The sequence below is a fragment of the Streptomyces sp. NPDC057743 genome (genome assembly GCF_042798755.1).
Classification (GTDB): Bacteria; Actinomycetota; Actinomycetes; order Streptomycetales; family Streptomycetaceae; genus Streptomyces.
The window spans coordinates 54837-75948 of record NZ_JBHVJX010000034.1 but is presented as its reverse complement, the minus strand read 5'-3'; the positions used below and the strand labels follow the sequence as shown (position 1 = coordinate 75948).

The following is a 21112-nucleotide window of genomic DNA, read 5'->3' as shown; positions in this document are numbered from 1 at the left end:
GAGCGGAAACGTCCTCCATGGCGGAGTGGTCATGGGATGTCCGCACGGGGGGCTGGTGGTGCCGGTCCCGGCCGGCGGCGACGGCGCGGGCGCGGTGCGGATCGACGGTGCGCCGGTGGCGACCGCCGCGGCGCTGTTCACCGTCAGCGGGTGCACGCACGTCGTGGCGGGGCGGCCGCAGCCCTGCGTCAGCGTGCGGTGGACCGCCGACGGCGGCGGTGGCAGTGGCGGGCAGGTGTGCGTCGACGGGGTGCCGGTGCTGCTGGATTCGTCGGCGGCGATGTGTTTCAGCGCCGGGCTGGTGCCGCAGGGCCCACCGGTGGTGACGTCCGTCGGCGGGGGCCGGTGGGGCGGTTGTGAGGGGGTGACGAGCCGATGAGGGCGGCAGCGGGGCAGCTGCACCGCACGGACCTGGCGTTTCCGTACCGGGTGGACCGGCGGGGGCGGACCGCGCACGCCCGCCATGACGCGCATGTCCGGGACCTGATCGAGCAGTTGCTGTTCACCAGCCCCGGCGAGCGGGTGATGCGGCCGGACTTCGGGTGCGGGCTGCTGGACCTGGTCTTCACGCCGAACAGCCCGGAGTTGGCCTCGGCCGTCGAGCTGTCCGTGCAGGCGGCGCTCCAGCGCTGGCTGGGCGAGCTGATCGAGGTGGCGTCGCTGGACGTGGTGAGCGAGGAGAACGTGGTGCGGGTGTACCTCCAGTACGTGGTGCGCGCCACCGCCAGCCGTCGCGACGAGGTCTTCGAGGGACGGGGGGTGGCGTGATGAGCGGCGCCGCGTGGACGGCCGGGGTGAGCCGGCGGGAGCGGATACGCCGGGCTCGGCGCAACGGCGTGGACGAGGTGGAGGTCTCCGAGGACGGGCGGACGCTGACCGTCACCTTCCTCGGCAAGGCCCCGCACGGGCTGCGCCCGGAGAACGTGCGGATCGACGGCGGGCGGCGGATCACCGGCATCGAGGCGCTGGAGATCACGGTCGAGCGGGAGGAGGACCCCGAGCTCGACGACCGGCTGGTGGTGGTGCTGGACCGGGCCGGCGACTTCTCGCCGTACCGGCTGTCGGTGGTGGAGACCGACCCGTACGGGCGGCCGGGCAGCGCACCGTTCCCCGGCTTCGACCAGCGGTACTTCTCCGCGGAGTTCTCGTTCCGGCCGAACTGCCCGACGCCGTTCGACTGCGCGGACGGGGCCGGAGGCACGGACGGGCGCAGCGTCCCCGGCCCCGGGGGCCCACCGGACGCGCTCCGCTCCCCCGCCTCCTCCCCCACCCCCGTCATCGACTACACCGCCCGGGACTACGCCACCCTCCGGCAGGTCGTCCTGGACCGGCTGCGGCTGACCTGCCCGGAGTGGGTGGAGCGCAACCCGGCCGACCTCGGGACGACGCTGGTCGAGCTGCTCGCGTACACCGCGGACCAGATCAGCTACCAGCAGGACGCGGTGGCGACCGAGGCGTATCTGGACACCGCGCGGAGCCGGGTGTCGGTGCGGCGGCACGTGCGGCTGATCGACTACCCGATGCACGACGGGTGCACGGCGCGGGCGTTCGTGGCGCTTACGGCGGTGGCGCCGCTGACGCTGCCGCCGGGCTCGTTCCGCTTCGCCGCCGTCGACTACCGCAGCTACGGCCCGCGGGACCGGCCGGAGCTCGGGACGGTGCTCGACGACGGGGAGTTGGCGGTGCTGGCCGAGCGCGGCTCGCTGGAGGTCTTCGAACCGGTGGTGCGTCACGCGCCGCTGACGCTGCTGCCGCAGCACAACACCGTCCGGCTGTGGACGTGGGGCGGGGAGGTGTGCGGGCTGCCGAAGGGCGCGACGCGCGCCACCCTCACCGACGGCTGGGTCGACGAGGACGGCGGGCGGCGGCAGTTGGCGCTGGCCGCCGGGGACCTGCTGCTCTTCGAGGAGGTGAAGGGCCCGCGGACCGGCACGCCCGGCGATCAGGACCCGACGCACCGGCAGGTGGTGCGGCTGACGTCCGTCACCCCGGCCGTCGATCACCTGCTGGGGCAGCCCGTACTGGAGGTCGCCTGGGGTCCGCAGGACGCGCTGACGTTCCCGCTGCGGCTGTCCACCCTCGACGGCCGGGACTGCGCACCCGTCGAGGACGTCAGCGTGGCGCGCGGAAACGTGCTGCTGGTGGACCACGGCCAGACCCTGGGCGAGGAAGGTGAAGAGGGCGCAGGGGGCCTGCCCGAGGGCGCCCCCGAGACCGTCACCGTGCCCCCCGTGCCCGCCGTCCTCTCCTCCTGTGACCCGCCGGCCTTCGGCTGCTCGGACGGCTGGCATGGCGAGCGTGGTGGCAACGACGTCGCGCGGCTGCTCGGCGAGCTGGTCGAACGCGCCGAGAGCGGGCGGGAGTTGACGCCCGACGACGTGAGGCGGCTGTTCACCGCGGTGGGCGAGGAGGCCGCCGAGCGGGCCGGTATCGGGCTCACCTCGGCCGGGCTGCGGGCCGAGCAGGTGACGCCCGGGACGGCGTATGCGCAGGCCGCGGCGGTGCGGACGCTGCTGGCGCAGTCGGTGTATCCGGGGATCGCGCCGCGCTTCCGGCCGGTGTTGGGGCGCGCACCGGTCGTCCAGGCGGTGCCGTTCCCGCAGCCGCGGCACATCGCGGCCGGGCAGGCGGTGCACCTGGCGGCGGTCCCGGAGCGGGTGCGGGCGCGGCTGGTGGAGCTGTGGCGCAGCGCCCGGGACCGGGACGGGTTGGACGAGGCGGAGGTCGCCGAGCTGGCCGTGTTGTTCGGGCTGCGGCTGCTGGAGGAGCTGGAGCTGGCCCGGCATCCGGTGCGGGCGCTGCGGGAGTTGCTGCACCGCAGCCCGCACCTGTTGGACGGCAAGCTGCGCCGGCTCGCGGTGCTGAGCGCGCGGGCGCGGGCCGGGACGGTGCTGGACGCACGGACCGCGTGGGAGATCGCGCACACCTGGGGCGCGCCGTACGCCGCCGGGCTGGACCCGGACGAGCCGGTGCTGCACGGCCCGGCCGCCGCGGTCCACCAGGACCCGCGGGAGGCCCTGCCGGCGGTCCGCCTGACGGAGGTCTCCCCGGGCGGCGAGGAGGACGGGCCCGGGTGGCTCCCGCGCCGCGATCTGCTGCGCAGCGGGCCCCGCAACCGGCATGTCGTCGGGGAGTTGGGCGACGACGGGCGGCTGGCGCTGCGGTTCGGCGACGGGCGGTACGGGGCCCGGCCGACGCCCGGCGCCCGGCTCGCCGTCCACTACCGGATCGGCGGCGGCCCGGCCGGCAACGTCGGCGCGGAGGCGATCGGCCATCTGGTGCTGCGGCGCGCCCCGGAGGAGTCCGATGCCGCGGAGCCCCTGCCCCTCGTCGGGGTTCGCAATCCGCTGCCCGCGGTGGGTGGCACCGGTCCCGAACCGCTTGAGCAGGTGCGCCAGTTGGCGCCGCTGGACCTGAAGCGGACCCGGCTGCGGGCGGTGACCGCACAGGACTACGCGGCGCTGGCGGCCGAACTGCCGGGCGTCCAACGGGCGGCGGCCCAGATCCGTTGGACCGGTGCCCTCCAGGAGGCCCGGGTGGCGATCGACGCCTACGGGACACCGGAGCCGAGCCCGGAGTTCCTGGACGGGGTCGGATACGCGCTGGAGGGCTACCGCAGGATCGGGCACGACCTGGTGGTGCAGCCGGCGCGGTGGGTGCCGCTGGACATCGCGTTGACGGTGTGTGCCGAGCCGGGGCACCAACACGGGCAGATCCTGGCCGAGTTGTACCGGGTGCTGGGCGGCCGGGCGCTGCCCGGCGGGCGGCTGGGCTTCTTCCATCCGGACGCGCTGACGTTCGGGGAGCCGGTCCGGCTGAGCCGGCTGGTGGCGGTGGCCGCGGCGGTGCCGGGCGTACGGAGCGTGGGGGTGGACCGGCTGCGCCGGATGTTCCACGAGGACCGCGGGGAGCGGGAGGCGGGGGTGTTGCGGCTGGGGCCGCTGGAGATCGCCCGCTGTGACAACGACCCGGACCGGCCCGAGAACGGCCGGCTGGTCATCGAGCTCGGGGGTGGGCGATGACGGAGCACGAGACGACGGGCACCGGCTGCCGGTGCGGGTGTGGCGGCGGCGGGCACGACGAGCGGCGGGCCGATCCCGCGCCCTACAATCCGCCGGGCCGCACCGCCCTCAACTACCGGGTGGGGGACCACGGTTCGTTCCTGGCCGCGATGCTGGACCGGCTGGCGTCGCCGGCCTATCCGGCGCTGCGCGGGCTGACCGTCCGCACCCCCGACGACCCGTCCGTCGGGCTGCTGGACGCCTGGGCGGTCCTCGGCGACCTGCTGACGTTCCACGGCGAGCGGATCGCCGACGAGGGGTACCTGCGGACCGCCAACGAGCACCGTTCGCTGGCACTGCTGGGCCGGCTGGTGGGGCACCGGCCGCGGCCCGGGGTCGCCGCCGACACCCACCTCGCCTACACCCTGGACCGCGACCCGCGGGCCGGGGACCTGCCGGTGGTCGTCCCGCGCGGGGCGCGCAGCCACAGCGTGCCGGCGGGTTCCGACGAGGAGTCGCAGACCTTCGAGACCGACGAGGAGCTGACGGCGCGCTGGGCGTGGAACGAGCTGGCGGTGCGGCAGCGGCGGCCCGCGCTGCTGACCCCCGACGACCTGGCGTCCCGGCCGGAGTTGCTGGTCGCGGGGACCGCCACCGGGCTGACCGTCGGGGACCGGCTGCTGTTCGACTTCGGGGCGCGGCGGGTGCTGCTGTCGGCGGCGTCGGTGCGGCCGGACCGCACCGAGGACGTGACCCGGGTGGGACTGCCGAAGGCGGCACCCGCGTCGCTGCCGGAGCTGCTCACCGAGCTGCGGGCCTGGATCACCGAGCCTCCCCTGGCAACGGACCCCGACGACCCGGACTACCCGCCGCCGGCCACGCCGCAGGCGCCCAATCCGCGCCCGGTCAGCCGCTTCGTCGCCGACTTCGACGCGCAGGTGCTGGCGCCGCTGCGCAAGGACCTGGACGCGCTCACCACCCCGGAGGCGTTCGCCGCGCGGCTGGCCGGACCACATGAGCGGCTGGCGGAGGCGCAGGCGGTGGCGGCCGGGTACCCGGAGGTCGTCGCGTGGTTCGAGGAACTCCAGGCGGTGCTGGGCGAACTGACGCGACGGGCCGACGAGTTGGGCGGGGTGCTGCCGAACGCGCCAGCGCCGGGAACGGACACCCCCGGGTCGCCGTCGACCACCCCGACCACCGCTCCCCCGGTGCCGCCGGCCCTGGCCGCCCTCGCCTCCGTGTTGCCGGCTCTGCGCACCCAGGTGGTGAGCCGGCCGTCCGCGTCCGGGGAGGTCGCCGCGGGCGGCGGGCGTGCCTTCGGCGCCGGCGCGGACCTGGGGGCGCGGCTGCTCGCCGCGCTGGACCCGCGCCTCGCCGACGGCCTCTATCCGGCGTGGCGACGGGCCGCTGTACCGCCGGCGGTCGGCGCCGGCAAGCCCGGTGACCAGCCGCTGCTGCGCGCCCTGTTGGCGATGCGGGTCACCGCCGCCCCGTTCGGCGCGACGGCCCCGCTCAAACCCGTACAGGACGACCGGGGCCGGGTCATCAGGACCGCGGACTGGCCGCTGACCGGGGCGGCGCTGACCACGGTGCGGGTGGTCTTCGACACCGCCGGGAAGGCCCTGGTGCGGGCCGAGTTCCAGCACGTGGAGACGGGCAATTCGGTGCAGCGGGCGGAGAACCTGCCGACCGACACCAGCTTCGAACTGGGCCATGGCCGGGTCGAGTTGTCCACCCGCACCGGCCCCGAGCACGAGCTGAGCTGGCTGGGCCGGCACACGGCCGACGCCCCCGAGGCGGGGGTGACCGCCCGACTACTGCCCGGGCTGCCGGAGCGCACGCTGTTCGTCTCCCGCCCGGGGGAGGACGGCCGGATCCATGTCTCGGTGACCAACGGGGCAGCGCAGTCCTGGCAGTTGGCGCCCGGCGAGCACCGGCAGGTCACCGACGGCACGTACGAGGTGCGGGTGCGGGTGGCGGCCGGCGGGGAGCCGCCGGGCGTGGAGATCGCGATCGCGACGGTCCCGAAGCCGGCCGATCGCCACGCGCTGGCGCTGGATGCGGTCTACGACGGGATCACCGTGGGCAGTTGGGTCGCCATCGAGCGGCCCCGCAAGGGCGCGGACGGCCCGGACGGCATCCCCGGCGACCGGAAGCTGGCGTTCGTCACCACCCGGGTCACCGCCGTCCGCACCGCGGTGCACGCCCAATACGGGATCACCGGCCGGGGCACCCTGCTGACGCTGGCCGACCCGTGGCTGGACGAGCACGATGTGACGCTGGACGCGATCCGGGACACCACCGTGCACGCCGCCGGCCAGGAGCTGACCCAGGCGGACGAGCCGGTGGGCGAGGACGTGCACGGCGACCGGCTCGAACTGGCCGCGCTCTACGAGGGGTTGCGGCCGGGGCGCCGGCTCGTCGTCTCGGGTGAGCGGACCGACATCCCGGGTGTCACCGGGATGCGGGGCACCGAACTGGCGGTGATCGCGGAGGTGGCGCAGACCCTGGACCCACAGCTGCCCGGCGACCGGGTGCACACCACGCTCACCCTGACCCGGAACCTGGCGCACCGCTACCGGCGGGAGTCGGTCCGGGTGCAGGGCAACGTGGTCCCGGCCTCGCACGGCGAGAGCCGCGACGAGGCGATCGGTAGCGGGGACGCGGCGCGCGCCAACCAGAGCTTCGCGCTGTGGCAGTCCCCGTTGACCTGGCGGCCGGCCGACAACCCCCTAGGGGCCGAACCGGAGTTGGAGATCCGGGTGGACGGGCTGCGCTGGCACCCGGTGGACAGCCTGGCCGGCCGCGGCCCCCATGAGCGGGTGTATGTCACCGGCACCACGGGCGGGGACGGCTCCAGTGGGGGCGGGCGGACGACCGTGACGTTCGGGGACGGGGTGCACGGCGCCCGGCTGCCGAGCGGACACGACAACGTCCGGGCCCGCTACCGCTTCGGCACCGGCCGGGCCGCCAACGTCGCGGCGGACCGGATCACCCAGGCCGTCACCCGCCCGCTGGGCGTCACCGGCGTCACCAACCCGCAGCCGGCCACCGGCGGCGCGGACGCGGACGGCCCGGCGCTGACCCGGCGCACCGTCCCGCTGGCGGTCTCGGCCCTGGACCGGCTGGTGTCGCTGACGGACTACGAGGACTTCGCGCGCTCCCGGGCGGGCATCGGCCGGGCCGCGGCCCGCGAGGTGTTCGACGGACGGCGGCAGGTGTTGCATGTGACGGTGGCCGGCGTGGACGACATACCGATCGCCCCGGACGCGGAGGTGTTGCGCGCGCTGCGGGCGTCGCTGGCGGAGTACGGCGACGGCCGGTTGCCGGTGCGGGTGGACGTCCGGGAGCCGGTGCTGCTGCTGTGCGCGGCGAAGGTCAAGGTGTTGCCGGACCACTCCTGGCCGCTGGTCGAACCCCGGGTGCGGCGGGCACTGTTGGCACGGCTCGGCTACGACGGCCGGGAGCTGGGGCAGCCGGCCCGGCTGTCGGAGGTGCTGGCCGCGGCCCAGTCGGTGCCCGGGGTGGACTATGTGGATGTGGACGCCTTCACCGGCGTCCCGGCCTCCGTCACCACCGACGAACTGGCCGCGCTGCCCGACGCGTTGGCCAGGCCGCCGCAGGAGTCCGTACCGGCCCGGCTCGCCCGCTTCGACGAGCGGATCCACGAGGTGACGGCGGACGGCGGCCAGACGCTGACCGCCGTCGCCGCCCGGTACGGCATCCCGCTGTCCGAGCTGCTGCGCCTCAACCCCGACCTCACCGACACCCGCCCGCTGCCCAAGGGCCGCGCGCTGTGCGTCTTCCGCGGCGTCCGGCCGGCCCAACTCGCGCTGTTCGACCCGCGGGCCGCGGACACGCTGATCCTGACGGAGGAGACCCGTTGACTCCTCCCCCTCGTAAACGAAGGGGATTCCTGACTCACGTCGCCTGCGGCCCGGCGGGCCGACAGGTCTTACACGATCAGCGCCAGCCGGGTTGAAGTCCAGCCCGGACCAGCATCACGCGGGCGGAGTTCTTGTCTCTGGGCGAGACGGCTCCGCACGCGGTGCAGGTATACGTTCTCTCGGAAAGAGGTAGTGCGTGCTTGGCTCTCGCTCCGCACTGTGCGCAATCCCTCGTGGTGTGCGCGGGTTTGACCAGGTGCACGATGCGCCCGTGCTTACGCGCCATCTCGACCAAAGCGCGCTTGGTGGCGCCGATCGCCGCGTCCGCGGCCTTACGCGCCATCGTCGTCTTTGCCAGGAACTTCGGGCGGAAGTCCTCGACCGCGATCTCGTCGTGGTCACGGACCACGCCCTTGGCCCACTTCCGAGCGCTGTCCTGCCGCCCAGCGACCACCTTCCGGTGCAACTTCGCCGTCTGACGCCTCGCCTCCCGATACCCCTTCGAAGCGGCCTGCCCACGCCCCGGCCTGCGACGGGCCATCATGCGCTGATAGCGAGCAAGCTTCTGCGCGGCCGTCTTGCCATGCTGCGGATGCGGGAGGTCGTGGGCGTCGGATGTGGTGGTCGCGATCACCTTCACCCCCCAGTCCACCCCGATCACCCGCCCCGTGACCGGAAGTTGCTCGATCACGGCGGGGACGACGAACGACGCGTACCACGCACCGGTGACGTCCTGGTACACCCGCACCGAGCTCGGCTGTTCGGGCAACTCCCGCGACCACACCGGACGCACCACGATCCCGCCCGCCAGATGCAGCCGACCGTCTTTCAGGCGGAACCCGCGCTTCGTATATTCGAGCGTCGGACGGGCCTCGTGCTTCTTCTTGTACGTCGGCATCCCGGCCCGCTGACGCATCGGCACACCGGCCTTGATGTCCTTCAAGGCTTTGGCGCGGGACTTGCCGAAGTCACGGATCAACTGCTGCTGAGGCACACACGCACCCGCACGCAACCACGGCGTACGGGCCCGTGCCTCGGTCAGCATCGCCGCAAGCTGCACCGGCCCGCACGTCCGCTTCTCGCCAGTGGCCCTGTTGTGCTGGTGAACGGCCTTCGACTTGGCGACGCACTCATTCCAGACCCAGCGGCACCGGTCCCACTCGGCTTCGAGTGCGCGCCGGGCCGACGTCGGCAGGCGCACACGGAAGGTGTACCGGGCATACCCGGCCTCTTCCGCGATCGCCTCTGTCGTCATGCACCCGAAACTACTTGAGAGGACTGACAGTTGAGAGCACCTGCGCCTGCCTCCTGTAGCCCCCCTCGCCCCGTCATGGGATGGATACCGATTCGCCACCTTGAGGAGACCCGATGACCACCAACAGGGAGCCGGACGGGCTCGCGGAGCTGCTCCCGCAGTGGCTCAGGCTGCGAGACTCCGAGGACTCCGCGCAGGGCGAGCCGCTGCGGGCCCTGCTGGCGGTGATCGCCGAGCAGGTGGACCGGGTCCGGGACGGGGTGGCCCAGCAGTACGACGACTGGTTCGTGGAGACCGCGGCGGAGTGGGTGCTGCCCTACCTCGGCGACCTGGTGGGCTACCGCCCGCTGCCCGGGTATGAGCGGGTGTTGGCCACCGGGCTGCGGGACGGCGGACTGCCGGACTCCTCGCGGCGGCGGCTGGCGCAGGCGCTGGCGCCGCGCCGCGATGTCGCCGCCACGGTCGGCAACCGGCGGCGCAAGGGCACTCTGGCGCTGCTGGAGGAGCTGTCCGAGGGGGTGGCGGGATGGCCGGCGCGGGCGGTGGAGTTCTCCCGGCTGGTCGCGCACCAGCAGCCGGTGCGGCTCTACGGCTCGACGACCGAGGCCGCCGACGCGCGGCGGCGCGGGCGCGGCCGGCTGGTGGACGTCCGGGACGGCGCGGCGCTGGACCTGGCCGGCGGCCCGTTCGGCACCGTCCCGCGCACCGTGGACGTCCGCCGCGCCAACTCCGCGCGCACGCAGGGCGGTTACTCCCCAGCCGGGGTCGGCCTGTTCGTCTGGCGGCTGAGGCCGTACGCGGTGACGAGGGCGCCGGCGTACTGCATCGACCGGGCCCGCAACCTCTACACCTTCGCCATCCTGGGCAACGACACCCCCCTGGTGACCCGCCCGGAGCCGGAGCCGTCGGCGACCCACCTCGCCGCGCTCGACAACGTCCCGGCGCTGATCACCCGCCGGCAGCTGCACGACCGGCTCGCCGACTACTACGGCCCCGGCAAGAGCTTCGTGCTCCGGACGGACGACGCGGACCACCCGGTCCCGCTCGCCGACATCGTCGTCGCCGACCTGAGCGCCTGGCGCTACCGGCCCCGGCGCGGGCAGGTCGCCGTCGACCCGGAGCTGGGGCGGATCGCGTTCGGGTCCCGGTCGGCGCCGCGGCAGGGCGTCTGGGTGGACTACCACTACGGGTTCGGGGACGACCTCGGCGGCGGCGAATACGCCCGCGAGCGCGCCGAGTTGGCGAGCGCGGGCGGCCACGGGCGGGTCACCCCGCCGGACGCGGCCGTCTACCGGGTCGGCCCCGACGCCCCGTTTAGGCGGATCATGGACGCCTTCGCCGCCTGGCGGCACGACCGGCGCACCGGCCGGGGCGCCCCCGAGGGGATCATCGAGATCGTCCACAGCGGCGCCTACCAGGAGCAGTTGGACTTCGACCTGGAGCCGGGCGACCGGCTCCAGCTGCGCGCCGCTGAGGGCACCCGCCCGGTGATCCGGCTGCTGGACTGGTACAGCAACCGGCCCGACGCCCTCAACATCCGGGCCGTGGAGGCGGAGTGCGCGCCCGGCGAGCGGCCACGGATGGAGCTGGACGGGCTGCTGGTCACCGGGCGCGGCCTCAACGTCACCGGTCCGATGGGGGCGTTGGCGCTGCGGCACTGCACGCTGGTGCCCGGCTGGTCGCTGGAGCCGGAGTGCCACCCCGCCTCCCCGGAGGAGCCGAGCCTGGTACTGGATCGCACCACGGCCTGTGTGGAGATCGACCGGAGCATCCTCGGCACCATCGAGGTGCTCGGCGACGAGGTCGGCACCGACCCGCTCCCGCTCCATCTGCGCGACTCCATCCTGGACGCCACCGGCACCGACCGCGCGGCGCTGTCCGCCCCGGACTGCCGCCATGCGCACGCGGAGCTGTCCGCGCACCGGACCACGGTCCTGGGCGAGGTCCACGTGCACGCGGTGCGGATCGCCGAGAACAGCCTCTTCACCGGCCTGGTGCACGCGGCCCGGCGGCAGGTGGGCTGCGTCCGCTTCAGCTACCTCCCGCCGGGCTCCCGGACCCCGCGCCGCTACCGCTGCCAGCCGGACCTGGTCGGCCCCGCCAAGGACGCCCGGGTCCGCCCGCTGCTGCGCAGCGAGCGCTACGGCACGCCGTGGTACGGGCAGTTGGCGACCAGCTGCCCCGAGGAGATCCGCCGCGGCGCGGAGGACGGCGGGGAGCTCGGCGCGTACCACGACCTCTACCTCCCGCAGCGCACGGACAGCCTGCGGGCCCGGCTCGCGGAGTACACCCCGGCCGGCACCGACGCGGGGATCGTGTTCGTCACATGAACCCCCGTCCGCACCACGAACCGACCGAACTCCGGCCCACCGCCCACACCTTGGCCACCACCGCCCACACTTGGCCGCCACCGCCCACCACCACCCATCACCGACCGTCCGAGCTTCCGTCCGAGGGGGACCCCTTCCATGCACGCTGACCTCTCCCGCATCACCTACCGGCCGGAGCGCCACTACTCCGCGGTGGTGGCGCAGCAGGGCCGGGTCCAACTGGACGCCGACGCCAACGAGCAGACCGCGATCCAGCTCTTCCACTCCCGCACCCTGGCCGCCGACCTGATCGGCCCGCACGGCGGCCCGCGCGGCGCCACCGGCTTCAAGGTCGATCTCCGGGGCGGCCCGCACGAGTTGGACGACCTGGTCATCGGCGGCGGCCACTACTACGTGGAGGGCATCCTCTGCGACGCCACCCGCCCGCGGCCCGGCACCCCGGTGCCGACCGCCGCCCACAAGGAGGGCGAGCCCGACCCGGCGGACGCCCCGGCCACCCCCGCCGCCGACGAGACCTGGACGTACTGGAACCAGCCCGACGGCTTCCGCGACCCCGAACGCCCCGGCGACCGCCTGCCCTCCCAATTCCCCTACCTGGTCTACCTCAAGGTGTGGGAACGGCTGGTCACCGCGGCCGAGGACCCGGCGCTGCGCGAGGTGGCGCTGGGCGCCGCACTGCCGGACACCGCGGCCCGCACCAAGGTGGTGTGGCAGGTGCTGCCGCTGCCCGCGGCCGAGTTGGAGCTGGACGGCGACAACCCGCCGGCCGACGCCATCCGCACCGCCTTCGACCGCTGGGCCCGCAAGGCCGCCACCCCGGCCTGCCGGCTGGCGGCCCGCAGCCAACGCCCCGACCACGGCGACGACGACCCCTGCCTGGTCGCCCCCGAGGCCCGTTACCGCGGTCCGGAGAACCAGCTCTACCGCATCGAGGTCCACGAGGGCGGCACCGCCAAGGACGCCACCTTCAAGTGGTCCCGCGAGAACGGCTCCCCCACCTTCCCGGTCGACGAACTCGACGGCACCTGGGTCGAGTTGGCCTCTCTGGGCGGCGACGACGAGCTCGCGCTCCACGTGGGCGACTGGGTCGAGTTCGTCGACACCGCCTACAGCAGCCGGGGCGAGGCGGCGCCGCTGCTGCGGGTGGAGGAGGTCGACCTGCCCGGCCGCCGGGTGCGGCTCTCCGACGAGCCGGCACCGGGCGTCGGCCGGCGGCCCGAGCTGCATCCGTTCCTGCGCCGCTGGGACCACCAGGAGCCGGGCCGCGGGACGTCCGGACGCCGGGAGTCCAGCCGGCGGACGGTCCGCCGCGGCGACCGGCCCGGCCGACTCCGGCACGGCGCGCTGCCGATCGAGGAGGGCGGCTGGCTGCCGTTGGAGGACGGCCTGGAGGTGTACTTCGAGGCCGGCGGCACCTACCGCACCGGCGACTTCTGGCTGGTCCCGGCCCGCACCGCCACCGGCGGGGTCGAATGGCCCACCGACCCGGCGCGCCGCCCGCTGCTCCAGCACCCCGCCGGCATCGCCGTCCACTACGCGCCGCTGGCCTGGGTCCACGGCGAACAGGCCGTGCCCGACCTGCGGTTGGCGTTCCGCCCGTTGGCCACCGCCATCCCGGCGACGGGCGACGCGGCCCCAGCCACGACGGACGCGCCCGAGTCACCGGACACCGGAGGCTTCGGGGACTCCGGGGGCGGCTTCGACGGCAGCGGCGCTCCCGGCGCGGGTGACGCCTCGGGCGGCGGGGGCGGCGGCCGCGGCCTCGGCACGCTGTCGACCGGCCCGGACGCCGGCTCCGGCCCCGCCCGCCCCCGCTCGCAGACCACCGCGGAGGCCGAGGCGCGGGTCGACGAGACGGGGGTGATGGACTGATGGCCACCCCGCTGACCGGCAGCCAACTGCTCGCCGCCCTGCGCGCGGAGGGCCTGGTCCTCCACGAGGTCGGCGACTGGCGCCGGCACAACCGGAACACCAAGGGCGCCTGGGGCCCGGTGAACGGGGTGGTGGTCCACCACACCGCCACCGAGGGCACCGACGCCTCGGTGAACCTCTGTTACGACGGCCGCCCGGACCTGCCGGGACCGCTCTGCCACGGCGTGATCGACAAGGCCGGCGAGGTCCACCTCGTCGGCAACGGCCGCGCCAACCACGCCGGCCTCGGCGACCGCTTCGTCCTCCAGGCCGTCATCGACGAGGAGGAGCTCCCCAAGGACCGCCTCGCCGACACCGACGGCAACCGCCACTTCTACGGCTTCGAGTGCATCAACCTCGGCGATGGCCAGGACCCTTGGCCCGAGCCCCAGTTACTGGCCATCGAGAAGGCCGCGGCCGCTCTCTGCCGGGCACACGGCTGGGGCGAGCGCTCGGTGATCGGCCACTTGGAATGGCAACCGGGCAAGATCGACCCGCACGGCTTCCCCATGGACACCCTCCGCGAACGCATCAAGTCCCGCCTGTCGAAGGCTCCGGAGGGGCCGGTGACTTCGCAGGCGGCCGCGACTTCGGATGGGTCGGTGGCTCCGGACGGTTCGGTGACTCTGGCCGGAGCTGGTGGCGCTGACGGAGCTGACAGGGCTGACAGGGGCGAGGGCGTTGGTGGTGAGGCTGACAGGGCTGCTGGAGCCGGTGGGGCTGGTGGAGCTTGCCGCGGTGACGTCGGTGATGAAGGCCGTCCGTCGGCGGTCCCCCCGATGCCCCAACACCCGCCCTACGAGCCCTTCCCCGGCGGCGAGTTCTTCCACTCCGGGGCCGGTGGCCCGGTGATCGCGGCGATGGCCGAACGACTGATCGCCGAGGGCTGCGACCACTACCGCCACGGCCCGGCCCCGGACTGGAACGAGGCCCACCGCAAGTCCTACGCCTCCTGGCAACGCAAACTGGGCTTCCACGGCAAGGACGCCGACGGCATCCCCGGCCGCGTCACCTGGGACCGCCTCCGGGTCCCCAACGCCCAGTCCCGCCCGTCGGGTTGAGATCGGCAGAGCGTGGCTGCTCCTCTGTTCCTCGTTGATTCCGGTCGAGACCGGCGGAGGGGGCGGGGGCGAGAGCGGGGCAGTCGCCTCGGCCTTGACGGGAATACCCGCCCCGCCCGGCCGCGTTGTGCCTCCGCAGGGGGCCCACGCGTCCCCTAGGGAATCCGTTCCCCTCCCCACCTAGGGAATCCGCTCCCCAACCAAGGCCCCGTACCCCACGCCCCACCCCTACCGCCCAACCCCCCAACGCAAAAAGCCGGGTGGCCCTCCCCCACAGAGGACCACCCGACGTTTTTAGCGGGCGGTTCGGGGCGATCCCCACATCACCCCGTCCGCCTCATCCGGCTTCCCGGGCGCCCCGTTGACCGGCCGCCGCCGCGGCCGGCCAACGGGTGCGCACCGCGCTGAGAGCCGGACGGTTCACAGACCCCGCACGGGAAGGGCGGGCACCGCCGGGACGTTGGCGGCGTTGGTCAGGTCGGCCAGGTTGGCGGGCACGGCCGGGGCCAGGCCCTTGGCGCCGGCGACCGCCTCGGTCACGGTGGCCTTGCCGTCCGTCACCACGACGGATACGGTGCCCTGCGCGAACGGCACCGCGTCGCCGCCCACGCCCTGCGCGAGCGCGGTGGCCTGCCCGGCGACGCCCTGCGCGAACGGCAGCGCCTCGCCCTGCGCGTTCTGCACGAACACCTGGACGTGGCCGCCGACGAGGGCCGCGAACGGGGTGGCCTGGCCCGCGACGTCACCGGCGAGCGCGCCGACGTTGCCGACCGCGCCCTGGGCGACCGGCAGGACCTTGCCGACGACCCGGCCGGCGACCGGCGGCAGCACGTCACCGGCGGCGCGGTCGACGACCGGCCGCACGGTGGCCAGGCCGCCCTGGGCCTGCTTGGTCAGCTGCTCGGGACGCAGACCCGCACCGGCGAGACCGGCCAGCAGGTTGTCGGCCGAACCCGGGGCCTTGGGCAGACCCGGGACCTTGGGCAGCGCCGGAACGCCGGGCAGGCCCTCGGGCAGACCGCCCGGCAGCTTGGCGGCGGGGACGCCCGGGACGGCGGGCAGCTTCGGCAGGGTGGGCAGCCCGCCGTTGACCAGCTTGCCGGCGCGGCCCAGGTCGGCCTTCTTGGCGACCTTGGTGACCTGCTTCACGGCCTTGGTGGCCTGCTTGGTGTCGACGGCCTTCTGCACGTCACCGGTGTGCAGGCCGGACAGGCCGGCGCCGCCGACGAGCCGCTGCACGCCGTCCACCAGGCCGCCGGACTGCGGGAGCTGGCCGACGGGGAGCTGGCCGGTGGGCAGTTCGTTGGCCGAGACGCCGCCGCCGAGGACGCCGGTCGCCTTGCCGGCCACGCCGCCCGCGGTCTTGGTGACGGTGCCGGCCGCGTTCTGGGCCGTGCCGACGGCCTTCTGGACGGTGCCGGTGACGGCACCGGTGGGCAGGTGCTGGGCGGCACCGGTGACCGTGCCGACGGCGGGCAGGTCCGGGGTGGCGGGCAGCTCGGCGGCGTTGGCGGCTACGGAGCCCAGGGCCCACAGGCCGGTGGCGGTGGCGGCGACGGCGATGGAACGGCGGATGTTGGAACGCATGGTGGCAATGTCCTTCGAATTCGAAAAGTTCAGCGGGCAGACCTGTGCCGCCCCCGCGCGGCAGGTCTTTTCAGACGCGGAAGCGGTCTGCCCTAGCCGGGGAATTCGAGGATTTCGTCGGCCCGATGGCGCGTCGGAGCGCCGTCGGCCGCACGGACGCCACCGGGCAGCAGCCCGAAGCGCGGGGAGTTGGCCGGTGCAGCGGCGTGCTGGTCTCCGCCACGGGGACCGTGGCCACCACCCGCGGTGTGCGCGGGCGGTGCGACCGGGCCCTGCGGCCCCTGGTCCGGCAGGCCGTGGTGGCCGGCGTCCCGCTGCCCGGAGGCGGCGGGGTGGGGCCGAGCGGCGGCCGGGTGGTGCGATGCGGCATCGCAGTGCGCGGGCCGGATCAGGTGCGGCGCGGCCGGGCCGTTGGCGGTGGCCGAGGTGCCCGGACCGGCCGGGGTGCCACCGGGCGCCCCGCCGTGCACGGGCGTGCCGCCGTCGCCGGGTCGCCCCGGCTGGGTGCCGATCGGCAGCTGAACGGGCAGCGTGTTGCCGACCGTGCGGCCGATCCCGCCGATCTCTCTGACCACGCCGGTGATCCCGGCGTCCACCGGGCCGGTGATCCGACCGGTGACGGGTGCGGTGGCCCGCTCAGCGGGGCGCACCGCGCCCTCGACCGCGGTCGCCGCGGCGTCCGCATGGCCGGCGATCCCGGCGCCCTCGACGGCCCCCTGGTGCGCCAACGCGGCCCCGGACTCCGGCAGTCGGCCGGTGTGCCGCGGTGCGTCGACGCCGCCCGGGACCTGGGCCCCGGTCAGGGCCGGCGCGGCCGGGTGGCGGTCAGTGGGCGTCCGGTCGGCGGCGTGCGCGCCGGTGCCGAAGGCGACGCCGAGGAGGACGAAGCCGATCAGGAAGAGCCCCGCCAGCAGTGCGCGCCGCACGGCCACGGTGCGCGGCAGGCGCACGGCGGCAGGCAAGACGAACACAGCGGACAAGGAGGGGACCTTCCCAAGTGGACGGGGACAGCCGCGCACAATGCCTCGGTGTCGCACCCGTCACGGGTGATCGAGTGATGCCCTGATCCTTGCATGACCCGCCAGGTGCCACGCAAGTCCCCCCGGACTTTCTGTCACCGTCCTGTCACCGTTGCTCCGCCATGTCCGGTATGGGCAGCGGCCTTTTCTCCAGTGCGGCCGCCATCACCTCCGGAAAGTGGTCCGGTGTACAGGCGAACGCCGGTGCCCCCAGGGCCGCCAGGGCCGCCGCATGCTCCCGGTCGTAGGCGGGCGCGCCCTCGTCGGAGAGCGCGAGCAGGGTCACGAACTCCACCCCGGACGCCTTCATCGCGGCGACCCGTCTGAGCATCTCGTCGCGGATACCGCCCTCGTAGAGGTCGCTGATGAGGACGACGACGGTGTCGGCGGGGCGGTGGATCCGCGACTGGCAGTACGCCAGCGCCCGGTTGATGTCCGTACCGCCGCCGAGTTGGGTCCCGAACAGCACCTCGACCGGGTCGTCCAGATGGTCCGTCAGGTCCACCACCGCGGTGTCGAAGACGACCAGCCGGGTGTCGATCGCCCGCATCGAGGCCAGTACGGCCCCGAACACCGAGGCGAACACCACCGACGCCGCCATCGAACCGGACTGGTCGATGCAGAGCACCACCTCCTTCCGCACCGACCGGGCGGCGCGCCCGTATCCGATCAGCCGCTCGGGGACGACGGTGCGGTGCTCCGGGAGGTAGTGCTTGAGGTTGGCCCGGATGGTGCGGTCCCAGTCGATGGCGCGGTGCCGGGGCCGGGCGATCCGCGCGGCGCGGTCCAGGGCCCCGCCGAGCGTGGCCCTGGCGCGGGTGGCCAGGCGCTCCTCCAACTGCCCAACGACCTTGCGGACGACGGCCCGTGCCGTCTCCTTGGTGGTTTCGGGCATCACCTTGTTCAGCGTGAGCAGGGTGCCGACCAGGTGGACGTCGGCCTCGACGGCCTCCAGCATCTCCGGCTCCACCAGCAGGGTGGACAGCCCCAGGCGGTCGATGGCGTCCCGCTGCATCATCTGCACCACGGCGGACGGGAAGTACCGGCGGATGTCGCCCAGCCAGCGGGCCACTTGGGGCGCCGACGCGCCGAGCCCGGCCGCCCGCGCCCCGCCACCCTCGCGCACCCCGCGGCCCGACCGCGGTTGCGGCCGCTGTCCGTAGAGCGCCTCCAACGCCCCGTCCCTCGCGGCGTCCGCACCGCGCAGCGCACAGCCGGTACCGTCCGCGCCGGCGTCGCCCAACACCAGCCGCCAGCGCCGCAGCCGCTCGACTTCCTGATCTGCATCCCGGCCCGAATCCCAGCCCGTCTCCCGGGCTGTCTCCCGGCCCGTCTCGATGGTCATCTTCCCGCCCCCGTCAGGTCGTTGGGCTGTCGTGGCCCGCGTGTGCCGGTGTCTTCGCTGGCGCCTGTGCGAGCGCCGGTGTCGGAGTGATTGCCGGTGTCCGCGTCGCCCCGCCCCTCAGCCGTGACCGCCTCTGCTCCCAAGCCGCCGTCCATGTCCTCGTCCGCCGCGCCGGGTTGGGGTATGGCCAGCAGGAGTCGGAGGGTCGGGAGGACGGCGGCGGCGCGGTCGCGATCCAGGCCGGGCCCGAAGCCGGGCGCCGCCGCGTCCTCCGGGCCGACCGCCGGGTGGCAAGGGCCGTCGGACGGACCTCGGCGGACCAACTCGCCCAGGCTGCGCCGGACCCCGGTGTCGTACTCCGCGAACGTGCGCCGCAGCAGCGGCAGTACGTGGCTGAACGCGCCGTCCGGCACGCCCGTCAGCCAGCCGTCGACCAGCGCCAACAACCGTGCGTCGTGGACCAGCAGCAGACCCCCGTCCGGGCCGCCGACGAAGCCCTCGATCCATCCCGCGGCATCGGCGGGCGGGGCGCCGGGCGAGAGGGCGAGCGCCATCAGCCGCTCCGCACCGTCGTCGGGCAGCCGGCCGTCGTCCAGCAGGAGCCGGGTGGCCCGCCCACGGAGCAGCCCGGGGACGGCGTCCCGCTCGGCGAGCAACCGGAGCACGGCGGTCCAACGCTCCCGCAGGAGCGCCACCACGGGGGTCGTACCGGACATCGAGGCCGATGGCGCTCCCGCCTGCCCCACCTCCGCAACTCCCGCTGCCGGCGCGGTCTCCGCCACATCCGCCACGCCTGCCATATCCGCCCTCGCCGACACCTGTGACGCCTCCAGCACCTCCGGCATCTCTGGCATCCCCGGCAACTCCGCCATCTGTCCGAGGAGGCCGACGGCCCGGTGGGTGGCGTCCAGGTGGCCGCGCATCTCGGACGCGCCGTCCGCGTCCAGGCCCGCGCAGGCCGGGGGCAGGCCGACGAAGACCCGGTCGGCCAGCCCCAGCGCCACCTCGCGGAGCACCGCCGCGTCGGTGCCGCGGACGTCCCCGTAGCGCACCGACCGCACCAGGGCGGGCAGGGCCTGGGCGAGGTGGCCGACGTCCGCGTCGAGGGCCGCGCGGTCGGCCAGCACCCGCATCACCACCGTGAGTGCCTCGGGCAGTTCGGCGAGCAGACAGCGCTCGGCGAGCGCGGTGATCTCGGCGAGGGCGGTGGCCCCCGGGGCGTCCGCGGCGGCCTTGGCGGTGGCGGCCGCGAGCACCGTGGTGCCCCATACGCCGGCCTCCGCGACCCGTACCGACAGCTCCGGCTCCCAACGCAGCCGCCAGGTCTCCCGAAAGGTGCCGGTGCTGCCCCGGGAGCGGGTGGGCTCGCCCCAGGGGACGCCGAGCAGCCGCAGGCGGTGCAGCAGTCGGCTGCGGCCGGCGTCGGTCTCCTTGCGGAGGTCGAGCTCCAACTCCCGTTCCGCCGGCTCGGGTTTGAGTCGGAGGGTGCGCTGGCAGCGGGCGAGGTCCCGCTGGAGCGGCACGGCCGGGGCGTCCTCGGGCACCTGGCCCAGCACGTCGCCGACCACCAGCCGGTCGTGGATCAGCGCGGAGGGTGCGTCGGAGCCGTTGCCCATCACGGCCCGCACCGCGTCGTCCAGTTCGGCGAGCCCGGCCAACGGGCGACCGCGGACCGCCGCGAGCCCCTCGGCGAGCCGCACCGCCTCGATGACGTGGGCCGACGAGACGGCGTAGTCCTCCTCGCGCAGCAGCCGGGCGACCCTGGTCAGCCAGCGCTCCACGGGGCGGTCCGGGGCCTCGAAGAGGTGCCCGTACCAGCCGGGGGAGGCGATCCCGGCGCCATAGCCGCTGCGTCGGGACAGCCGGCGGTGGGTCCACGGGACCCAGGTCACCGCCGTTTTCACCTTCGGCAGGCCCTTGAGGAGCTGCCGGTCGGCGGCCACCGTGGGGCGGGGCCGCCGATCGCCCGAGCGCGGCCGCGGGGCCAGTGCGGGCACGTGCCAGGCCCCGCACACCACCGCTACGGGATCGCCGAACTCCCGCCGCGCGGCCCGCAGTCGGAGCCGCATCTGGGCCTCCCGCACCAGATCGTGGCGGTGCCCGCCGTCGCCGTATGCGGCGCGCAGCTCCGTCATGGCCTCGGCGAGCGCGGCGAACGGAGCCAGCGCGTCCGCCCCCGGCCCGTGCGCCCCGCGGTGCTCGACCACGTCCTCCCACCAGCGCTCGGGATCGTCGTGCCCGGCGACCTCGGCGAGCGCCCGGAGGGGATCCCACCGCAACACCTCGGCCGTCGCGGCGTCCGAGCCGCCCGCGCTCCCCGGGGCACCCGCCTTCCCCGCCTCCCCTCCCCCTCCTTCTTCCTCGTCCGCCACGGCCAGGGCGTGCGCCGCCGGGAGGTCGATGAAGCGCACCGGAACCTCGTGTTCCAGGGCCCACTGCAAGGCCACCCACTCCGGGGAGAAGGCGGCCAGCGGCCAGAACGCCGCCCGCCCGGGGTCGTCCACCGCGTGCGCGAGCAGCGCGACCGGCGGCCGCATCTCTGCTCGGGCGGCGAACGGCACCAGGTCGTCCGCCTCCAAAGGCCCCTCGATCAACACCGCGCGGGGCGCGCACTGTTCCAGCGCGGCCCGCACCGCCCGCGCCGAACCGGGGCCGTGGTGCCGCACCCCGAGCACCACCGGCTCGGCCCCGTCCCCGGCCATCCGACCGCCCCCGC

The 21112-nt window shown here is 74.9% G+C and carries 11 protein-coding genes and 1 pseudogene; 7 read left to right on the top strand and 5 right to left on the bottom strand.

What is annotated here, in order from left to right:
- The first annotated feature begins 31 nt into the window (after positions 1-31).
- The 4 genes from ACFVFQ_RS30535 to ACFVFQ_RS30520 are packed head-to-tail and all read left to right on the top strand — an operon-like array spanning position 32 to position 7888.
- Entirely contained in the window at positions 32-379 is a 348-nt protein-coding gene (locus ACFVFQ_RS30535; RefSeq protein WP_383422215.1) for a hypothetical protein, read from the top strand.
- Positions 376-768, top strand: coding sequence for a GPW/gp25 family protein (locus ACFVFQ_RS30530; protein WP_383422213.1), 393 nt, complete (start codon positions 376-378; stop codon positions 766-768). Before ACFVFQ_RS30535 ends, ACFVFQ_RS30530 begins: the two co-directional genes overlap by 4 nt.
- Positions 768-4022, top strand: coding sequence for a putative baseplate assembly protein (locus tag ACFVFQ_RS30525; protein WP_383422211.1), 3255 nt, complete (start codon positions 768-770; stop codon positions 4020-4022). The genes ACFVFQ_RS30530 and ACFVFQ_RS30525 overlap by 1 nt, the downstream gene beginning before the upstream one ends.
- A complete protein-coding gene (locus ACFVFQ_RS30520) occupies positions 4019-7888 on the top strand; it encodes a putative baseplate assembly protein (RefSeq protein WP_383422209.1) in 3870 nt (1289 codons plus the stop codon). Before ACFVFQ_RS30525 ends, ACFVFQ_RS30520 begins: the two co-directional genes overlap by 4 nt.
- A gap of 57 nt (positions 7889-7945) precedes the next feature.
- On the opposite strand, the pseudogene ACFVFQ_RS30515 reads toward ACFVFQ_RS30520, so the two are convergent.
- Positions 7946-9143: pseudogene (locus tag ACFVFQ_RS30515) on the bottom strand (RNA-guided endonuclease InsQ/TnpB family protein); the annotation flags it as partial.
- Positions 9144-9256: 113 nt separating this feature from the next.
- Here ACFVFQ_RS30515 and ACFVFQ_RS30510 point away from each other — a divergent pair.
- The 3 genes from ACFVFQ_RS30510 (at position 9257) to ACFVFQ_RS30500 (ending at position 14445) form a co-directional block, all read left to right on the top strand.
- Entirely contained in the window at positions 9257-11473 is a 2217-nt protein-coding gene (locus tag ACFVFQ_RS30510) for a hypothetical protein (protein WP_383422207.1), read from the top strand.
- 138 nt (positions 11474-11611) lie between these two features.
- Complete coding sequence (locus ACFVFQ_RS30505) at positions 11612-13345, top strand: DUF6519 domain-containing protein (protein ID WP_383422205.1); 1734 nt, start codon at positions 11612-11614, stop codon at positions 13343-13345.
- A complete protein-coding gene (locus tag ACFVFQ_RS30500; RefSeq protein ID WP_383422203.1) occupies positions 13345-14445 on the top strand; it encodes a peptidoglycan-binding protein in 1101 nt (366 codons plus the stop codon). Before ACFVFQ_RS30505 ends, ACFVFQ_RS30500 begins: the two co-directional genes overlap by 1 nt.
- 420 nt (positions 14446-14865) lie before the next feature.
- Here ACFVFQ_RS30500 and ACFVFQ_RS30495 read toward each other — a convergent pair whose 3' ends face one another.
- From ACFVFQ_RS30495 to ACFVFQ_RS30480, 4 genes are all read right to left on the bottom strand, one after another.
- Entirely contained in the window at positions 14866-16032 is a 1167-nt protein-coding gene (locus ACFVFQ_RS30495; protein WP_383422201.1) for a hypothetical protein, read from the bottom strand.
- Positions 16033-16124: 92 nt separating this feature from the next.
- Positions 16125-17012, bottom strand: a complete 888-nt coding sequence (locus ACFVFQ_RS30490; protein WP_383422199.1) for a hypothetical protein — start codon at positions 17010-17012, stop codon at positions 16125-16127.
- Between the two features lie 145 nt (positions 17013-17157).
- The gene (locus ACFVFQ_RS30485) at positions 17158-18396 is read right to left on the bottom strand and encodes a VWA domain-containing protein (RefSeq protein ID WP_383422197.1); all 1239 of its coding nucleotides are present in this window, start codon (positions 18394-18396) and stop codon (positions 17158-17160) included.
- The gene (locus ACFVFQ_RS30480; protein ID WP_383422240.1) at positions 18393-21098 is read right to left on the bottom strand and encodes a DUF5682 family protein; all 2706 of its coding nucleotides are present in this window, start codon (positions 21096-21098) and stop codon (positions 18393-18395) included. Before ACFVFQ_RS30480 ends, ACFVFQ_RS30485 begins: the two co-directional genes overlap by 4 nt.
- Between the last annotated feature and the right edge of the window lie 14 nt (positions 21099-21112).